General features: G+C 65.4%; 15 protein-coding genes and 1 riboswitch. Of the genes, 8 read left to right on the forward strand and 7 right to left on the reverse strand.

From position 1 onward, the window contains the following. Positions 1-32 precede the first annotated feature (32 nt). From FA87_RS02125 to FA87_RS02135, 3 genes are read left to right on the forward strand one after another with little or no spacing between them, the layout of a single operon-like run. Positions 33-1172: a glycosyltransferase gene (locus FA87_RS02125; RefSeq protein WP_036116201.1), complete on the forward strand. Its 1140-nt coding sequence runs from the start codon at positions 33-35 to the stop codon at positions 1170-1172. Beyond that, positions 1169-2449 carry an O-antigen ligase family protein gene (locus tag FA87_RS02130; protein WP_051944024.1) on the forward strand — a complete coding sequence of 427 codons (1281 nt, stop codon included), beginning with the start codon at positions 1169-1171 and terminating at the stop codon, positions 2447-2449. The genes FA87_RS02125 and FA87_RS02130 overlap by 4 nt, the downstream gene beginning before the upstream one ends. Then, positions 2439-3236: a glycosyltransferase family 2 protein gene (locus FA87_RS02135; protein ID WP_052191094.1), complete on the forward strand. Its 798-nt coding sequence runs from the start codon at positions 2439-2441 to the stop codon at positions 3234-3236. Before FA87_RS02130 ends, FA87_RS02135 begins: the two co-directional genes overlap by 11 nt. Here the strand turns inward: FA87_RS02135 and FA87_RS02140 are convergent. Then, entirely contained in the window at positions 3180-4097 is a 918-nt protein-coding gene (locus tag FA87_RS02140) for a DUF535 family protein (protein ID WP_043692056.1), read from the reverse strand. The two genes, FA87_RS02135 and FA87_RS02140, sit on opposite strands and share 57 nt — an antisense overlap. 245 nt (positions 4098-4342) lie before the next feature. Further along, the gene (gene lpxL, locus FA87_RS02145) at positions 4343-5260 is read right to left on the reverse strand and encodes an LpxL/LpxP family Kdo(2)-lipid IV(A) lauroyl/palmitoleoyl acyltransferase (protein ID WP_036116199.1); all 918 of its coding nucleotides are present in this window, start codon (positions 5258-5260) and stop codon (positions 4343-4345) included. 80 nt (positions 5261-5340) lie between these two features. Here lpxL and waaA point away from each other — a divergent pair, with 80 nt between their 5' ends. Further along, the gene (gene waaA / locus FA87_RS02150) at positions 5341-6606 is read left to right on the forward strand and encodes a lipid IV(A) 3-deoxy-D-manno-octulosonic acid transferase (RefSeq protein ID WP_036118482.1); all 1266 of its coding nucleotides are present in this window, start codon (positions 5341-5343) and stop codon (positions 6604-6606) included. Positions 6607-6610: 4 nt separating this feature from the next. Here waaA and FA87_RS02155 read toward each other — a convergent pair whose 3' ends face one another. The 3 genes from FA87_RS02155 to FA87_RS02165 all read right to left on the reverse strand — a co-directional run bounded on the left by FA87_RS02155 (position 6611) and on the right by FA87_RS02165 (position 9418). Beyond that, positions 6611-7204, reverse strand: coding sequence for a hypothetical protein (locus FA87_RS02155; RefSeq protein ID WP_043692059.1), 594 nt, complete (start codon positions 7202-7204; stop codon positions 6611-6613). Positions 7205-7371: 167 nt separating this feature from the next. Beyond that, entirely contained in the window at positions 7372-8724 is a 1353-nt protein-coding gene (locus FA87_RS02160; protein ID WP_043692061.1) for a TolC family outer membrane protein, read from the reverse strand. 34 nt (positions 8725-8758) lie between these two features. Then, the gene (locus FA87_RS02165) at positions 8759-9418 is read right to left on the reverse strand and encodes a protein-L-isoaspartate O-methyltransferase (protein ID WP_036116195.1); all 660 of its coding nucleotides are present in this window, start codon (positions 9416-9418) and stop codon (positions 8759-8761) included. 361 nt (positions 9419-9779) lie between these two features. Here FA87_RS02165 and FA87_RS02170 point away from each other — a divergent pair, with 361 nt between their 5' ends. The 4 genes from FA87_RS02170 (at position 9780) to FA87_RS02185 (ending at position 14294) form a co-directional block, all read left to right on the forward strand. After that, positions 9780-10445: a TetR/AcrR family transcriptional regulator gene (locus tag FA87_RS02170; RefSeq protein ID WP_043692063.1), complete on the forward strand. Its 666-nt coding sequence runs from the start codon at positions 9780-9782 to the stop codon at positions 10443-10445. A gap of 35 nt (positions 10446-10480) precedes the next feature. Beyond that, a riboswitch (TPP riboswitch) is annotated at positions 10481-10579 on the forward strand. Positions 10580-10655: 76 nt separating this feature from the next. Continuing rightward, positions 10656-12503, forward strand: coding sequence for a phosphomethylpyrimidine synthase ThiC (thiC, locus tag FA87_RS02175; RefSeq protein ID WP_043692065.1), 1848 nt, complete (start codon positions 10656-10658; stop codon positions 12501-12503). A gap of 134 nt (positions 12504-12637) precedes the next feature. Beyond that, on the forward strand, positions 12638-13228 hold the full coding sequence (locus FA87_RS02180; protein ID WP_036116189.1) for a DUF892 family protein: 591 nt from the start codon (positions 12638-12640) through the stop codon (positions 13226-13228). Positions 13229-13274: 46 nt separating this feature from the next. Further along, positions 13275-14294, forward strand: coding sequence for a DUF2333 family protein (locus FA87_RS02185; protein WP_043692067.1), 1020 nt, complete (start codon positions 13275-13277; stop codon positions 14292-14294). An 87-nt stretch (positions 14295-14381) separates the two neighbouring features. Here the strand turns inward: FA87_RS02185 and ppa are convergent, their stop codons facing one another. Together ppa and FA87_RS02195 are read right to left on the reverse strand one after the other, a co-directional pair. Continuing rightward, a complete protein-coding gene (gene ppa / locus FA87_RS02190; protein WP_036116186.1) occupies positions 14382-14915 on the reverse strand; it encodes an inorganic diphosphatase in 534 nt (177 codons plus the stop codon). Between the two features lie 62 nt (positions 14916-14977). Beyond that, complete coding sequence (locus tag FA87_RS02195) at positions 14978-17104, reverse strand: prolyl oligopeptidase family serine peptidase (protein WP_043692069.1); 2127 nt, start codon at positions 17102-17104, stop codon at positions 14978-14980. Positions 17105-17132: the final 28 nt, after the last annotated feature.

A 17132-nucleotide genomic window follows, 5' to 3' on the forward strand; every position in this document is an offset into this window, starting at 1 on the left:
CGTCTGCGTCATCACACTCACCGGAACCACCCATGGCCACCGTCTCCCCGCACCGGACGATGACCGTCGTACAGCTGATCCCCTCGCTCCATTCGGGCGGGGCCGAGCGCTCGACCCTGGAAATCGCGCGGGCGCTGGTGGCTGCGGGGCACCGGTCGGTAGTGGTGTCGGCGGGCGGACGCCTGGTGGCGCAGCTGGAGGCCGAAGGCAGCGAGCACATCGCCCTGCCCATCGGTCGCAAATCCCTGGGCACCCTGTTCACGGTAGGCAAGCTGCGCCGCATCCTGCGCGAACTGAAGCCCGACATCGTGCACGCCCGGTCGCGGCTGCCGGCATGGATCGGCTGGTGGGCGATGCGTGGGGTCAAGCCCCGTCCGCACTTCGTCACGACCGTTCACGGGCTGAACAGTCCGGGTCGCTACAGCGCGATCCTGCTCCGAGGGGAGCGGGTCATCGTGGTCTCGCAGACCCTGCGTGACTACGTGCTCCGCCACTACCCCGACGATATTGAGACCGCGCGGATCGCCGTGGTGCCGCGTGGCATCGACACCGAGGCGTTTCCCTACGGTTACCGTCCCGACGACAGCTGGCAGCGGGCGTTCTTCGAGCAATACCCGCAACTGGCCGGCGCGCCTCTGCTGACCCTGCCGGGCCGTGGCACACGCCTGAAAGGTCATGCCGACGCGATCGAACTGATCGCGGACCTTCAACAGCGCGCCATCGATGCACGTCTGCTGCTGCTCGGCGCGGACGAACCGGGGCGAGAGGCGTATGTCGCCGAGCTGCGTCAGCTCATTCATGCGCGCGGCCTCGACGACCGTGTGGTGATCTCGCCGGCGCGATCGGACGTGCGCGACGTCTACGCCCTGTCCGATCTCGTCCTGCAGCTGTCGGTGCGGCCGGAGTCGTTCGGCCGTACGGTGGTCGAGGCGCTGGCCTTGTGCCGCCCCGTCATGGGTTACGCGCACGGTGGCGTCGGCGAACTCCTGGCCGAGCTCTATCCCGCGGGCCGCGTGCCGCTGGGCGATCGCGAACGCCTGGTCGAGCGCGCCGCCGAGCTCCTGCGTTTCGCTCCGCCGATACCGCCGCCGCGCAGCTACCGCCTCGTCGACATGCAGTCGGCCACGCTCGCCTTGTATGCCGAGCTGGTCGAAGGCACCCCGGCCGCGTGAGCTCGCGCGGGCCCGGTGCGCTGCTGAAAGCGGGGCTTGCCTCGCCGCTCCTGCCGATCTGGCTGGTGCCCGCGCTGCTGCCGCTGGGGCGCAGTGCCGAGGTCGGCGTGTTTCTCGCACTGGTCGGCTCGATACTGCTCGTCGTGCGCGAGCCGACGGCGATTCGTCATCATCCCGGTGCGCGCCTGTTTCTCTGGTTATTCGCCGCCTACGCGGGTGCCGCGCTCGTCTCCGTCGTCGACGCCGTCGCGCCCGGGAAGAGCTGGGGCACGCTGGCGGGCATCCTCCGGTTCGCTCCGCTGGGTGTGTACACGTGTTTCGCCATGCGCCGGCCAGGGAAGGTGCGCGCCATGTGGTTCGCCACCGCAGCGGTCGTCGCGCTCTGGGTCGCCGATGCCTGGGTGCAGGCGCTGACCGGTTATGGCCTCGCGGGCGCCTCCGATCCCGCGCGACTGTCCGGCATCTTCGGTGCGACCAACCTGAAGCTCGGTCCCGCGGTGTCCGCGCTGGCGCCGTTCCTTCTCTGGGCCGGGCGCGAGCGCTGGGGACGCCGGGGCCTGATCCTTACGTTCCTGCTGGCGCTCGGGCCGGTGCTGCTTTCCGGTTCGCGCGCCTCGTGGATCTGCTACGCACTCGTGGCCCTGGCGTTCCTCTGGCGTGAGGCGGGTACGTTCCGTCGCTTCGCCGTGGCCTGTCTGGGCATGGGCGCGGTCGTGCTTCTGGTCGGCGCACTGGCATGGCAGGTATCGCCGCGATTCCGCGACCGGGTGGCGCATACCTTGCCCGCCCTCACCGGTACCAGCGCGGGGCTGGACGCCGCGCTGACCGGGCGTCTCGATATCTGGACGACGTCGCTGCGCCTCTATGCGGCGCATCCCATCAACGGCGTGGGCGTCCGCGGCTTCCGCGTGGCCTATCCATCGGTCGCGTCGCCCGGAGACCACTTCCTGACCATCGAGAAATGCGGCGATGGGGAGGGTGCCTGCCATCCTCATCAGGTCGTGCTCGAGGCCGCCACCGAGACCGGAACCCTCGGCCTCCTCGCGTGGCTTGCGGCCACCGTGCTGGCCGTCCGCGTCTGGTGGAAAGCCGGTCCCGTGGCGCGCGAGCGTGCATTCCCCGCCAGCGTGGCGCTGTTTGCGATCTTCTTCCCGCTGAACACGCACATGGCCTTCTATTCGGCATGGTGGGGTCTGCTCACCGCGTGGCTGTTCGCCGTGTGGTGCGCGGCGCTGCTCGTCGATCTGCCGGACCTGGAACCGTCCCGTGGCGCGTGAGCCGCTGTCGGTCGTCGTGACCACGTTCAACAGCGCGGCGACGATCGGCGCCTGTCTCGCCTCCGTCCGTTTTGCCGACGACATCGTCGTGCTGGATTCCGGATCGACCGATGAGACGCGCGACATTGCCGCGTCGCATGGGGCACGGGTGAGCATTCAGCCATTCGCCGGGTACAGCGCACAGAAGCAGGCGGCGATCGACCTCGCCATCCACCGCTGGGTATTGCTGCTGGATTCGGACGAGGCGCTGCCCGCCATCGCCGCCGAGCGGGTGAGGGCGGCGCTCGTCACGCCCGACGTCGCAGGTTTCGAGATGCTTCGTCGCGAGTGGGTGTTCTGGCGCTGGCAGCCCGGTCGCGCGCGCCTGAATCACTACGTGCGTCTGTTCGACCGCACACGCGCCGGCATGAGTGGTCACGAAGTACACGAGAGTGTCCTGGTGCGCGGGCCGGTGCGGCGCCTCGATGCCGTCATCGACCACTATGGCGAGCGCGATATCGACGGGCGGGTCGACAAGGCCAACCGTTACTCGACGTTGCAGGTGCGCGACCGGCAGACGCGCGAGCCGCGGATGCTTCGTCTGCGTATGGTGGTCTATCCCGCCATCGCTTTTGCCCGGTACTACTTCTGGCGCGGTCACTGGCGGGGCGGCTGGGCGGGTTTCATCGCCGCCCGGGTACACGCCTTCTATGCGTTTCTGAAGTACGCCAAGCTGTACGAGCGCCGCGTATCAGGCGGCCAGCGGCAGGACCACGGCGCGTTCGAATCCGAACGCCCTGAGGACTAGATCGCAGGCTTCGTGACGCAGCGCTTCGCGCCGACGGAACTCACTGCGGCGCTTGCTTTCGACCTCGGTTTCGCAACGCACGGGCTCGTGAGGGGCCATGGCGTAGAAGCCCTCGCTGGTCTCCTGTCCACCGGACTCGCGCCAGAAGCCGTTGTAGTCGGCCTTTACCTTGTCGGCGATGCCCGCGAAGACGTGAGCCTCATTCGATATCCCGAGGACGCGTTCCACCTCGAAAGCCTCCGCGAGCGAACGGATCAGTGACAGCAGGAGGTTTTTAGGACGCAGGCCATGGCACTGCCGCGTGAGCTCGCGCACGGCTTCCAGGCCGGCGTGGTTGGGCGCACCCTGCAGGCAGCCGATGGCGATGGCCTTGCCGCCGTCGACGAAGGAGAACGCCGCATAGGAGATCTGCATGCCCTGGTGATCGACCAGCGAGAGCGTCATCTCGCCCTCGCGGGCGCGTCGGAACGGCGCCTTGAGCATCAGCGAGAGAGCCTCACCGTTACGCAGGAGCACCTTGCCAAGCAAGACCTGGCGCTCGCGGTACAGCACGTGGAACAGCGTCCGGGGGAACCGGGCAAGGGCGAATTCGTAATGCTCGCGCAGCACCTTCAGCCGGCGCTCGCGATTCCAGGCCTTGCTGATATAGCGGTGCTGGTAGCGCTCGGTGAGGATGGTGTCGATCGACGAGACGCCGGCCATCGGCGGTGTCTCCAGGAAGGCCAGCCATGTGTCGTGCTCCCGCCAGTGCGCCACACTGCGGCCGACATAGTTGAGTACCGCATTGACCACGTGCGACCGCTTGCGGTGCCACGCGCTGCGGCCGCGCAACGAGCGCGCGAAACGAAAGATCGACTGCATGGGAAGGTCCGTCTTGAGGAGTGACGACGGACGTTCTACGCGCGTGTTTTTTCGCGAAGCTTTCGTTGTTTATGACGAAAGGTTCGGCATTTCGTCAGCGTATACCGCAAGAAAGGTGGGAGAAACTCCCATGAAAGAAGCATCCAGGGCAGCTATCCGTCTGGCCCCACCGCGCACCTGTAGGAGCGAACCCTGTTCGCGAAAAGCCAACGAAGCAAAGATGCCGCACCACCCATCGCTACCACCTAATAAATCTTCGGCTCACCCGGCGGCCGCGTCTTGAACCGCTTATGCACCCACAGGTATTGCTCAGGCGCCTCACGCGCCATCTGCTCGATCTGTGCATTCACCCGCTCGGTATCGCGCGCGGCATCGTCGCTGGGAAAATCCTCAAGCGGCGCGCCGAGGCGCATGGCGTAGCCCGCGTCTCCCGGCAGGCGCCGGTGATAGAACGGAATCACCAGCGCGTTGGAGAGGCGCGCCAGGTGATGCGTGGCCGTGATGGTCGCGGCAGGCACGCCGAAGAACGGCACGAAGACGTTGTCCTTGCTGCGCATGTCCTGGTCGGGCGCGTACCAGAGCGTGCCGCCGGCCTTCAGATAGCGCACGGTACCGCGGATATCGTCCTTGTCGAACATCGCATCCGCGTAGTGCAGGCGCGAGCGCAGCACCGCGAATTCGAACACCTCCGAATCCATGCGGCGGTACATGCCCGCGATGCGGATGCGTGAGGAGACGAGGCGCGCGCTCAGTTCGAGGTGCGAGAAATGTCCGCCGACCAGGAGCACGCCACGGCCGGCGGCGCGTGCGGCTTCCAGGTGTTCGAGCCCGTCGACCGTGACGGGGACCTTCGCGATCGCGCGATCCGAGCCCATCCAGCCCAGTGCGAATTCGGCCAGCATCATGCCGACGTCGCACAGATTGGCCCGAACCAGCGCCTTCTGTGCCGCCGGATCCAGCTCCGGAAAGCAGAGGGCGATGTTGGTCGCGGCGATGCGCCGCCGTTCGGGGTTCAGGTGCAGGGCCAGGCGGCCCGCCATGCGTCCGAGACGCATCAGCCAGCGGAAGGGCAGGTGGGCGATAAGCCAGATGAAGCCGACGCCGAGCCACGCCGGCCAGTGGCGGGGCGTAAGAAGCTGGCGCGTCAGGGTAGGGCGGGTCATACCAGGCATGTCCGCCCATTGTAGCGAATGGGCGCGGCTATACTGACCGGTCACGGGTCAACCCAGGGAATCGCGTGCTGCTGCGCCTGCTCTACAACTTCGCGATGTACCTGTTCACACCGCTGGTGATGCTGCGTCTGATGGCGCGTGGCATGCGCTACGGCGACTACCACGTGCGCTGGCGCGAGCGCTTCGGTCGCTTCCGCGAACCGCGCCTCGCCGGCTGCCTCTGGGTGCACGCGGTCTCGGTAGGTGAGGTCAATGCCGCGGAACCCCTGGTGAAAGCGCTGATGGAGGCTTATCCGCAGGCGCCGATGCTGGTCACCACGGTGACCCCGACCGGCTCCGAACGCGTGCGTCAGCTGTTCGGCAGCAGCGTCCACAGCGTGTACCTGCCGTACGACCTGCCGTTCGCCGTGAAGCGCTTCCTGCGCAGTACGCGCCCGCGGCTGGCGATCATCGTCGAAACGGAAATCTGGCCGAACCTGTATTTCGCCTGCCGCAAGCACGGCATCCCGCTGCTGATCGCCAATGCCCGGTTGTCCGAGCGATCGCTGCGCGGCTACGCGCGCATGAGCTCCCTCGTCCGCCGCGCCCTGCGCTGCGTCAGTCATATCGCTGCACAGTCCCGCACCGATGCCGCGCGTTATCGGCTGCTCGGTGCGGAGCCCAGCCAGCTCACGGTCTGCGGCAACCTCAAGTTCGACATGCCGGTGCCGGACACGGCGTTGCAGGCGGGGCTGGCCATGCGCGAGGCATGGGGCACGGGGCGTCCGGTCTGGATCGCCGCCAGCACGCACGAAGGCGAGGAAATGTGCGTCCTCGAGGCTCACCTCGCGGTGATGCGCCGTCTGCCGGATGCGCTGCTGCTGATCGCGCCCCGTCATCCTGAGCGGTTCAAGGCCGTCGAAGCATCCGTCCGCAGCCTGGGCTTCCAGGTGGGAACGCGCAGCGGCGATGACATTCCCGGTCATTCCACGCAGTGCTTCGTCATCGATTCGATGGGCGAACTGCTGCGTTTCTTCGCGTCGGCCGATGTCGCCTTCGTCGGTGGCAGCCTGGTGTCCATCGGTGGACACAACGTCCTGGAGCCCGCCGCACTGAACAAGCCGGTGCTTGTCGGGCCTTATACGTACAACTTCGAGGAAATCACGCAGGCCCTGCTCGATGAAGGCGGCGGTCAGCGGGTGAAGGACGGCGACGAGCTGGGCGAGCAGGTGCTGGCCCTGCTTCGGGACAAGGACCGCCGGGAGATCATGGGAAACCGCGCTCGCCACGTCTTCGACAGCGAGCGCGGATCCGTGGGCAAGGTGATGGCGCTGGTGGATACCCTGCTTCAGGAGTGAAGGGTCAGTCCCTCTGGTTCCCGGCGTCGAGGCCGGAATTGCAGGCGAACCGGGCTTCCACCTGCGGCGTCGCGTTGGGCCGGTTGTCGACATGAGTGCTCATGAAGCGAACGCGGCGAGCCTGGTCCAGGCACGTCTTGTATACCAGTTCGCGGACGGCCCGATAGGCCGCGTGCGGCTCGCCGCTCGCCTGGGCAAGCCCCGTCGACGGACCCAGGCCATCACCGGTGACGATCGCCGCCGCGGGCATCGGGCCCTCCTTGATCCGGTCGGCGAAGGGATCCTCGGCAACGCGGCAGGTGGCATAGGCGTTCACCCGTACGCCGCCTTCGCGCGTGTCGTAATAACTGCGCTTGAATCCGTCGTGGTACTCGGTGACGTAGCCGCCGCGCACATCGCAGTTGTCCATGGCGCTGGTCCATACCGTGGCATATGGCGCAACGACGTCGCCGAGAACACCTTTGGCCCGGACGTCGTATTCGAACGACGTGGCGCTCGCGTATTCGACCACCTTGAGCCGGTGGTTCGTCGGGGAGGCCGGCGACGCATGGGCTAAGCCAGTGGTCGCCAGCAGGCCGACGATGATAAATCCCTTCATGGTTCTTCCTTGGTTCCGAGGCCCGGTTGGGCCCGGCCATCTTCGTCGGGCGGCAGGTTCGTCGGAGTCAGCGCCGCCCGTGCGATCGTGTAGGGCGTGTCCGCCAAAGAGCAAAAAAAACGGGCCGCGAGGGCCCGTTTCTTATTCTTCCCCCGAAAGGAAAGTCGTTACTGCAGCAGCGCGTTGATCGCCTCGAGGTCCTTCACATCCACGGTCCCGGCCGTCTGCTTGAGCAGCAGCTTGTCGAGAATGAACTGATGGCGGGCCTGCGAGTAGTCGCTGAGCGACGAGGTCAGGTTCTGCTGGGCGATCAGCACGTCGACGATGGTGCGCGTGCCGACTTCGAAGCCGGCCTGCGTCGCGTCGCGCGCGCTTTCCGAAGAGGCGACGGCGGCCTTGGTGGCCTCCACCTTGCTGATACCGGCGACCACCGAGCGGTAGTAGTTCAGCGTGTCGCGGACGACCTGACGACGGGTGCTTTCCAGGGAGTCCTGGGCGGCATCGCGCTGGTAGATCGACTGACGAACGCGTGACTGCGTGGCGCCGCCGGAGAAGATCGGCACGCTGAGCGTCAGGCCGACGCTGGTGCCGCCGCGACCGTTGCCCGAGACACGGTTCAGGGCGTCCGTCGCCGGGCTGCCCGCATTCTGCGTCCAGGAGGTGCTCTTGCTGTAACCGGCACTCGCGTCGATGGTCGGCAGATGACTCGCGCGGGCGGAGGAAATGCTGTGCTCCGCCGAGTCGACGTTGTACTGCGACGCGAGGATGCTCGGGTTGCTCTTGACCGCTTCCGCGACCCAGGCCTTCGGATCGTTGGGCGACGGGGCGTCCATGGGCAGGTCTTCGCGAAGTTTCTTCAGATTGTCCGCCGGCTTGCCGGTGATCTGGGTCAGTGCTTCACGCGAATCCGCCAGGGTGTTCTCGGCGGTGATGACGGCGGCGACCGAGGTGTCGTGCTGGGCCTTGGCGTCCTGCACGTCGGTGATCGCGGACAGGCCGACGTCGAAACGCTGCTGAGCCTGCTCGAGCTGACGAGCGAGCGCCTGCTCGTTGGCCTTGGCGAAGGTCAGGGCGTCGTCGTTGGTCAGGACCTGAAAATAGGCCGTGGCCACGCGCGTGGAGAGCTGCTGCAAAGCGGCTTCGTACGTGGCGTCCTGTGCCTGCGACGACGACTTGGCGGCCTTCAGATCGGCGTACCTGCTGAAGTCGAGCACGCTCTGGGTGACCGTGGCCGACTCGCTGCGCGTGCGGGTATGGCCGAGGTCCGTGCCCGTGGTCGTGTCGCGATCCGGACCATTCTGATCCGTCTGGGTGATACCCAGCTGCGCGCTGATCTGCGGGAGCAGCAGCGCACGGCTTTGTACGACGGTTTCACCCGTGGCGAGACGGGTGGAATCGGCCTGCGACAGCACCGGATCGTTGGCCCGGGCCTGGCGGTAGGCGTCGAGCAGGTCTTCAGCGTGGCTCGCGAACGGCGTCGCGGCCAGTGCCAGCGCGACGGTGAGCAGCTTCAAGCGCATGGTTTCGCCTCGTGGGTGATGGGAGATCTTTGGGTCAAAGCACGAAGCGCTTCACCGGCGCGGCATGCGCCAGGTAAGGAAGGTCCGTTTCAAACAGCGATTCCTCGCGATAGCGGCCGTCACCCTCGTGGGTGAGGAGGACCGCCGTCTGAGCGGGGGAATTGCCGCGTATGACGAACATGCGCCCGCCCGGCTTGAGCCAGCGCACGAATTTTTCGGGAACCGCATGGACGGCGCCCGTGACCACGACGGCATCGAAAACGCCCGTCGGCTGGTAGCCGTTGACGGCTTCGGCGGTTTCCACCGTGGCGTTGACCACCGAGGCGGCGGCGAGGCGCTCGCGGGCGGCGTCGACGAAGTCGGCGTGCATGTCGATGCTGGTCACCTTGCCGGCGAGGCGGGCGAGGCAAGCCGTCAGGAAGCCCGAGCCGGTACCGATTTCCAGCACCTCGTCGGTCTTCTTCAGTTCCAGGGCCTGCAGCACGCGACCCTCGACCACCGGCTTCATCATCACTTCGCCGTGGCCCAGCGGCAGGGTCAGGTCGGCGAAGGCGACATTACGGTGGGACGGCGCGACGAAATCTTCGCGACGGACGCCCTTCAGCGTCTCCAGGACGTCGGCATCGAGGACTTCCCAGGGACGAACCTGGTTCTCGACCATGTTCTGACGTGCCTGCTCGAAATTCATCGCCATGGTTTTTGGATCCCGTACGAAAAGCTGAAAAAGGTTCGAAAGGATAAGCGCTTAGCGCCCGTTTTCCCAATGTTGCCAAGGCTGCGGGTGCGCCACCGCCCGAGCTAAGTGCCGGAAGTCACCGGACCGGGCTGACGGAAGTCATGCCTGACCGTGCCTTCACTCGCTGGCGCCTGAACGATGAATGGTGCAAGCCCCTGAACGCCTTGGGTTTACCCGGGCAGTGGCCCCACTTCATTGTAATCCGCCGCGCAGCGCTTCCGTCGTACCGCCACCTTGAGGCTCATGCCGCAGGAGTGGTGGAAATAACTGAACCGCTGCGTATAATAAAGTCATAATTTCTGTTTGTGAAGGTGCAGCCATGAACGCCAGCCCGAAAATGAAGAGCCAGGGCCCGGGGCGTCCCAAGGACATGGAGAAGCGCGCGGCTATCCTGGATGCCGCCAAGGCGCTCTTCACGCAGGGCGGCTTCGCGGGCACCAGCATGGATGCGGTCGCGGCATCCGCGGGCGTTTCCAAGCTCACCGTGTACAGCCACTTCGGCGACAAGGACAACCTTTTCCGTGAAGTCATCCGTGCGCACGTACAGGAGCGCCTGCCGGACGACCTGTTCGACTTCAGCCCGGGCGCGGACATCCGCGTCACGCTGACCAACATCGCCAGCCGGCATGCGGCGATGGAGACCAACACCGAGTCCGTCGGTACGTTCCGCGCGATTCTTTCCGATTGCCAGTCGGGCGGTAATCCGCGTTTCGGTCGCCTGGTCTGGGAGGAAGGCCCGGCACGTATGCACAAGCTGGTGATGCGCCTGCTCGAGGGCGCCACCTCGCGTGGTCAGCTCGAAATCGTCGACATTTCCCGTGCGACCACGCAGTTCCTCGCGCTGCTCAAGGGCGACCTGCTCATCCGGCGCCTGTTTGGCTGCGAAGACTGCGCCGTGCAGTTCGGCGAGGAGGTCAAGGCCAATGCCCTGGCGGCCGTCGACATGTTCCTCCGCGCCTATGAGCCGCGCTCGTCCCAGGGCTGAGCGCTCGCTTCCCGCCCCGCTTCGTGGTTGAATCGCCCTCGAAGCGGGGGTGCCCAAGCAATTGCGCGGGCTGAGAGAGTCCCTTCGAACCTGATCCGGTCCGTACCGGCGTAGGAAGCTTCGTCCACGACAGGCAACGTGCGTCCATGCACGGGGCACGGCGTGGCGGCGCCGTCCGCTTCTCCCTTATCCGCAAGGTACGAGAAGCCGATGAACGCCAGTCCCACCGATCTTGCCCGCGCCGCGCGCGAGCTTTCCACCTCCGTCACCACGCCGATCGCCGGCTCGCGCAAGATCCACATCGGCGGCAGCCGGGCGGACGTTCGCGTCGCCATGCGCGAGATCGCGCAGTCGGCCACGCCCACGCTGTTCGGCGGAGAGGCGAACCCGCCCATCGTCGTCTACGACACCTCGGGGCCTTATACGGATCCGGCGCACACGGTCGACCTGGCCGCGGGGTTGCCTGCGCTGAGGGCAGGCTGGATCGAGGAGCGGGGCGACGTCGAGCGCCTCGATGGGCTTTCCTCGGCGTTCGGCCGCTCGCGCGTGCACGACCCACGCCTCGATGCCTTCCGCTTCGGCAGCACGCGCCTGCCGCTTCGGGCGAAGGCTGGCGCCAACGTCACCCAGATGCACTACGCGCGCCGCGGAATCGTCACGCCGGAGATGGAATACATCGCGATCCGCGAGAACCAGCGCATCGAGGCGCTGGCCGACAGTGCCCTGCGCACGCAGCATCGTGGGGAAGCGTTCGGCGCCGCTTTGCCCGGGCGCATCACGCCGGCGTTCGTGCGCGATGAAGTCGCGCGTGGTCGCGCCATCATTCCGGCCAACATCAACCATCCCGAAGCCGAGCCGATGATCATCGGCCGTCATTTCCTGACCAAGATCAACGCCAACATCGGCAACAGCGCGGTCAGCTCCGGCATCGCGGAAGAAGTCGAAAAGCTGGTCTGGGCGATCCGCTGGGGCGCCGACAACGTCATGGACCTTTCCACGGGGAAGCACATCCACGAGACGCGCGAATGGATCATCCGCAACTCGCCCGTGCCTATCGGTACCGTGCCCATTTATCAGGCGCTGGAAAAGGTCGGCGGCGTGGCCGAGGAACTCACGTGGGACATCTTCCGCGACACGCTGATCGAGCAGGCGGAGCAGGGCGTCGACTATTTCACGATCCACGCGGGCGTCCTGCTCCGCTTCGTGCCCCTCACCGCCAAGCGCGTTACCGGCATCGTCTCCCGGGGCGGATCGATCATGGCCAAGTGGTGCCTCGCCCATCATCGCGAGAACTTCCTCTACACGCACTTCGAGGACATCTGCGAAATCATGAAGGCGTACGACGTGTCCTTCAGTCTCGGCGATGGCCTGCGTCCCGGTTGCGTGGCGGATGCCAATGACGCGGCGCAGTTCGGTGAGCTGGACACACTGGGCGAACTGACGAAGCTGGCGTGGAAGCACGACGTGCAGACCATGATCGAAGGTCCCGGCCACGTGCCGATGCAGCTGATCAGGGAGAACATGGAACGTCAGCTGGAGAAGTGCCACGAAGCGCCGTTCTACACGCTGGGCCCGCTCACCACCGATATCGCGCCCGGGTACGACCACATCACCAGTGCGATCGGCGCCGCGATGATCGGCTGGTTCGGCACGGCGATGCTCTGCTATGTGACGCCCAAGGAACACCTCGGTCTGCCCAATCGTCAGGACGTACGCGACGGCATCATCGCCTACAAGATCGCCGCCCACGCGGCCGATCTCGCCAAGGGGCATCCGGGGGCGCAGGTGCGCGACAACGCGCTGTCGAAGGCACGTTTCGAATTCCGCTGGGACGACCAGTTCAACCTGGGGCTCGATCCGGACAAGGCCCGCGAATTTCACGACGAGACCATGCCGAAAGACGCACACAAATCCGCGCATTTCTGCTCGATGTGCGGTCCGAAGTTCTGTTCCATGAAAATCACCCAGGACGTGCGCGATTTTGTCGCGGAGCAGGGCATGGCGGAAAAGAGCATGGAGTTCGTGGCACAGGGCGCCGAGGTGTACCGAAAGGCCTGACGGCGTGGCCGGGTGCCTGCGCCGGCAGGCCCCAACGCCGGTGGCGTGCTCCGCAAACCCTTCACCCCGCCTTCCCGGCGGGGCCCTTAACGTCTCCGGCCATACCTAAACCCACTCTCCCAGGAGACCAGGCCATGGCCAGCAGCAAGCCTTTCATCAGCGATATTGAGAACATCCGTAAGCGTGCGCGTCAGCACATCGACGACGGCGCGGTGACCGCCGGCTATCGCGCCGATCGCGAAACGGTGATCAAACTGCTCAATGAAGCCCTCGCGACGGAGATCGTCTGCGTGCTTCGCTACAAGTTCCATTACTACATGGCACCGGGTATTCATTCGCAGAGCGTCAAGTCGGAATTCCTGGAACACGCCAACGAGGAACAGGGCCACGCCGACCGCATCGCCGAGCGCATCACCCAGCTCGACGGTACGCCCAATTTCAATCCGGAGGGCCTGCTTTCCCGCAGCCACGCCGATTATGTCGAGGGCACCACGCTGGTCGACATGATCAAGGAAGACCTGATCGCCGAGCGCATCGCCATCGACAGCTACCGTGAGATCGTCACGTACATCGGCGACGACGACCCGACCACGCGCCGCATCATGGAAGACATCCTTGCGCAGGAAGAAGAGCACGCCGAGGACATGGCGACGCTGCTGGAGAACCTCGGCGCCAAGGGCGAGCCGACGACGACCTGGGAACCCTCGAACCCCTCCGCGCACTGATTGGGTAAGCTAGGCGCTCACGTTCGCGACGATAAGGAAAGACATCATGAATGCGACCGCCTCACCCGCGCCGACCCCACGTCGGCGCAACCCTGTCGGACTGCTGGTCGCCGTGCCGATCGCGATCCTGATCCTCGTCATCCTGTTCTTCATGTGGTGGTGGGACAAGGAGCCTGAACAGTTCGACCCGGTTACCGTCACCACGGCGCACATGAAAGACATCGGCAGGCCGCTGAGCACCGGTGCCGTCACCACGTATACGCTGATCCGCTCCGTCGACACCCTGATGGACAAGCGCGGTGGCTACCTCAGCAACGACAAGATGCCGCCGGGCGTGTTCATGGACAACATGCCGAACTGGGAATTCGGTTCGCTGACCGCCTCGCGCGACCTGTCGCGCGCGTTGCGCAACGACCTCAGCCGGTCGCAGACGCAGTCCACCGAGGACAAGGATCTGGGCGAGGCCGATCCGCTGCTCAACAGCCCCAACGATCGCTGGTTGTTGCCGAGTTCGGAGTCGCAGTATTCGAAGGCGGTGGACGATCTGGAGAAGTATCTGGGTCGTCTGAGCGATGCGGAAGACGCCAACGCGCACTTCTACGCACGCGCGGATAACCTCGCGGACTACCTGCAGACAGTGTCGGCGCGCCTCGGCTCCCTCTCGCAGCGGCTGTCCGCAGCGGCGGGACAGCTCAAGGTGGATGCGGCGCCCAACGCCGACGTCAGCGGCAACGCCGGCCCGGCACGGGCGGTGTACGTCAAGACGTCCTGGAACAAGATCGACGACAACTTCTACGAAGCGCGTGGCTACACGTGGGCGTTGCTGGAGCAGCTCAAGGCCATCCGCCACGACTTCGCGCCAATCCTGCGAAGCAAGAATGCGGATGCCAGTCTGCAGCAGGTGATTCGTGAACTGGAGGAATCGCAGAAGGCGCTCGGCAGCCCGGTGGTGCTCAATGGTTCGCCGTTCGGATTCTTCGCCAACCACTCGCTGGTGATGGCGAATTACATCTCGCGAGCGAATGCCGCGATCATCGATCTGCGCGGGCTGTTGAACCGCGGGTAACAAAAACAATGTAGGAGCTCGCCCTGCGCGCGAACCTGAAACATCGCGCGCAAGGCGCGCTCCTGCATATGTTGCCGACCGTCGTTCTTAGTGGTCGGCCTTGTAACGATCCATGCCCGCCAGAATCTCGGCCTTGGCCTCAGCGGCGCCGACCCAGCCGTCGACCTTGACCCACTTGCCCTTCTCCAGATCCTTGTAGTGCTCGAAGAAGTGGCCGATGCGCTCCAGCCAGTGGCCGGAAACCTGCTCGATGTCCTTGATGTGCGCGTAGCCCGCGAACACCTTCTCCACCGGAACCACGACGAGCTTCTCGTCGGCGCCGGCTTCGTCGGTCATCTTCAGCATACCGACCGGGTGGCAACGGATCACCGAGCCCGGGACCAGCGACAGCGGCAGGATCACCAGGGCGTCCAGCGGATCGCCGTCTCCGCCCAGGGTGCCAGGCACATAGCCGTAGTTGCACGGGTAGCGCATCGGCGTGGAGAGGATGCGGTCGACGAAGATCGCGCCGCTTTCCTTGTCCACTTCGTACTTGACCGGCTCGGCGTCCTTGGGGATTTCGATGATGACGTTGATTTCGTCCGGCACATTCTTGCCGGCGGGAACGAGATGCAGACCCATGGGATTCCTTGACGATTCAGTGGGGTAGAAGAACGGCCGGGTAGCATAAAGCCTTTTGCGGCCTATTTCAGGTGGTCCCAGAGGTACGTGTAGCTCAGTGCGTTCATGAAGGCCGACTGCTTGTTGTCCGCCGCCGCGCCGTGTCCACCCTCGAGGTTCTCGTACAACGCCGCGTCGAAACCCATGGCCTGCATGCGGGCCGCCATCTTGCGGGCATGCACGGGGCCCACGCGGTCGTCGCGGGTCGAGGTGGTGAACAGCACCGCCGGATAATGCGTGCCCTTGTGCAGGTTGTGGTACGGCGAGAAGGTCTGGATGTACTTCCACTCCTCCGGCTTGTCCGGGTCGCCGTATTCCGCCATCCACGAGGCACCGGCCGACATATGCGTGTAGCGCCTCATGTCGAGCAGGGCGACCTGGCTGACCACCGCGCCGTACAACTGGGGGTACCGGGTCAGCATATTGCCGGCCAGAAGACCGCCGTTGCTGCCGCCCATCATGCCCAGATGCTTCGGACTGGTGATCTTGCGGTCGATCAGGTCCTGCGAGACCGCCGCGAAATCCTCATAGGCGCGGGGACGGTTGGCCTTGACGGCCGCCTGGTGCCAGCGTGGGCCGTATTCGCCGCCGCCACGGATATTGGCCACGACGTAGACGCCACCCTTTTCCAGCCAGGCGCGGCCGACGCCGCCCGAGTACATCGGCTGCAGCGAAATCTCGAAGCCGCCGTAACCGTAGACCAGCGTCGGGTTGCTCCCGTCGGCCTTCATCCCGTTCGGCGCGATCTCGAAGTAGGGCACCTTCGTGCCGTCCTTCGAGGTGGCGAAGTGCTGGCTCACGGTGAATTTCGAGCCGTCGAAGAAGGCCGGGCTGTGCTTGATCGCCTCGCCTTCGCCCTGACCGATCACGCCGTAATAGAGCGTCGTTGGCTGGGTATAGCCCGACACGGTGAGGAAGTACTCGTCGCTCTCATCCGCATCGATGCCGCCAGCCTGCACCGTGCTCAGCGCCGGTGCTCCGCCCAGGGGTTCGCTCTTCCACGGGCCCTTGTCGGCCGGCGTCAGCACCTGGATCTGGCTGACCACGTCACGCATCACATTGAGGATCAGGTGATGGCGCGTCCACGAGTGGCCAGCCAGCGAGCTGTGCTCATCGGGGGTGAACAGCACATTGAGGTCGCGTTTGCCGGCCATGAAGTCATCGAACTTCGCCGCGAGGAGCGCACCGGACGGGTACGTTTTCCCTCCCACCGTCCACGCCGTACGCAACTCGATCAGCAGCCATTCGCGTTCGATGTCGGTTTCGGCGTCGTTCGGTACATCGATCTTGCTCAGCTTGCCGTCCTTGCCGCGCAGGAACACTTCCGAGTTGTAGAACTCGAGCGAGCGCTGTACGAAATCGCGCTGGAATCCCGGCGTCTGGTCGCGGTACGCCGAGATGGACATGTCCTTGGGCGTGCCCTCGTAAACCACCGTCGCCGACGACAGCGGGGTGCCGCGCTTCCATTCCTTCACGATGCGCGGGTAGCTCGATTCGGTCATGGAGCCGGGGCCGAAGTCCGTGGCGACGAAGAGATGGTCGTCGTCGACCCAGCTGACCAGCGTCTTCGCCTCCGGAAGGGTGAAGCCGTCCTTGATGAACGTCCGGGTCGACAGGTCGAATTCGCGGACGACGTCGGCATCGGCACCGCCGCGCGACAGCGACACCAGGCAGCGGCGGTTCGACGGACGCAGGCATTGCGCGCCGTGCCAGACCCAGTTTTCCTTCTCGGCCGCCGACAAGGCGTCCAGATCGATCACGGTCTCCCAGGCCGGCTTGTCCTTGCGGTATTCCGCCAGGGTGGTGCGGCGCCAGAGGCCCTTGGGATGCTGCTTGTCGCGCCAGAAATTGTAGAAATGATCGCCGATCTTGCTGACCATCGGGATCTTCGCATCGGAGTCCAGCACCTCGAGGATGCGTGCCTCCAGCGTCTTGAAGTCCGCGCCTTCCGCGTAGCGGCTGACGGTCTTCGCGTTTTCCTGCCGGACCCATGCGAGCGGCTTCGCGCCGTCGATGTCGTCGAGCCAGAGGTTTTCGTCGTCGCCGGCGGCCTGAGTGGCGGGGGCGGAAGAAGTCTTGGGAGTGTCGTGGGCGTGGGTCATGCCACTGAAAGTAAGGGCGATGGCCAGCGCAATCCAGCGTCGGTGCATGGGGTCGGGTCCGTTTGCTAGCGGTTCC

Origin of the sequence: Luteibacter sp. 9133 (genome assembly GCF_000800155.1) — a bacterium.
In the GTDB taxonomy this organism is placed as follows: Bacteria; Pseudomonadota; Gammaproteobacteria; order Xanthomonadales; family Rhodanobacteraceae; genus Luteibacter; species Luteibacter mycovicinus.

Bases quoted from the DNA above. Each gene is read 5' to 3' on its own strand.
- FA87_RS02125 (WP_036116201.1), top strand. From the start codon at position 33: ATGGCCACCGTCTCCCCGCACCGGACGATGACCGTCGTACAGCTGATC.
- FA87_RS02140 (WP_043692056.1), bottom strand. From the start codon at position 4,097: ATGCAGTCGATCTTTCGTTTCGCGCGCTCGTTGCGCGGCCGCAGCGCG.
- lpxL (WP_036116199.1), bottom strand. From the start codon at position 5,260: ATGACCCGCCCTACCCTGACGCGCCAGCTTCTTACGCCCCGCCACTGG.
- FA87_RS02155 (WP_043692059.1), bottom strand. From the start codon at position 7,204: ATGAAGGGATTTATCATCGTCGGCCTGCTGGCGACCACTGGCTTAGCC.
- FA87_RS02160 (WP_043692061.1), bottom strand. From the start codon at position 8,724: ATGCGCTTGAAGCTGCTCACCGTCGCGCTGGCACTGGCCGCGACGCCG.
- FA87_RS02165 (WP_036116195.1), bottom strand. From the start codon at position 9,418: ATGGCGATGAATTTCGAGCAGGCACGTCAGAACATGGTCGAGAACCAG.
- FA87_RS02170 (WP_043692063.1), top strand. From the start codon at position 9,780: ATGAACGCCAGCCCGAAAATGAAGAGCCAGGGCCCGGGGCGTCCCAAG.
- thiC (WP_043692065.1), top strand. From the start codon at position 10,656: ATGAACGCCAGTCCCACCGATCTTGCCCGCGCCGCGCGCGAGCTTTCC.
- FA87_RS02180 (WP_036116189.1), top strand. From the start codon at position 12,638: ATGGCCAGCAGCAAGCCTTTCATCAGCGATATTGAGAACATCCGTAAG.
- FA87_RS02185 (WP_043692067.1), top strand. From the start codon at position 13,275: ATGAATGCGACCGCCTCACCCGCGCCGACCCCACGTCGGCGCAACCCT.
- ppa (WP_036116186.1), bottom strand. From the start codon at position 14,915: ATGGGTCTGCATCTCGTTCCCGCCGGCAAGAATGTGCCGGACGAAATC.
- FA87_RS02195 (WP_043692069.1), bottom strand. From the start codon at position 17,104: ATGCACCGACGCTGGATTGCGCTGGCCATCGCCCTTACTTTCAGTGGC.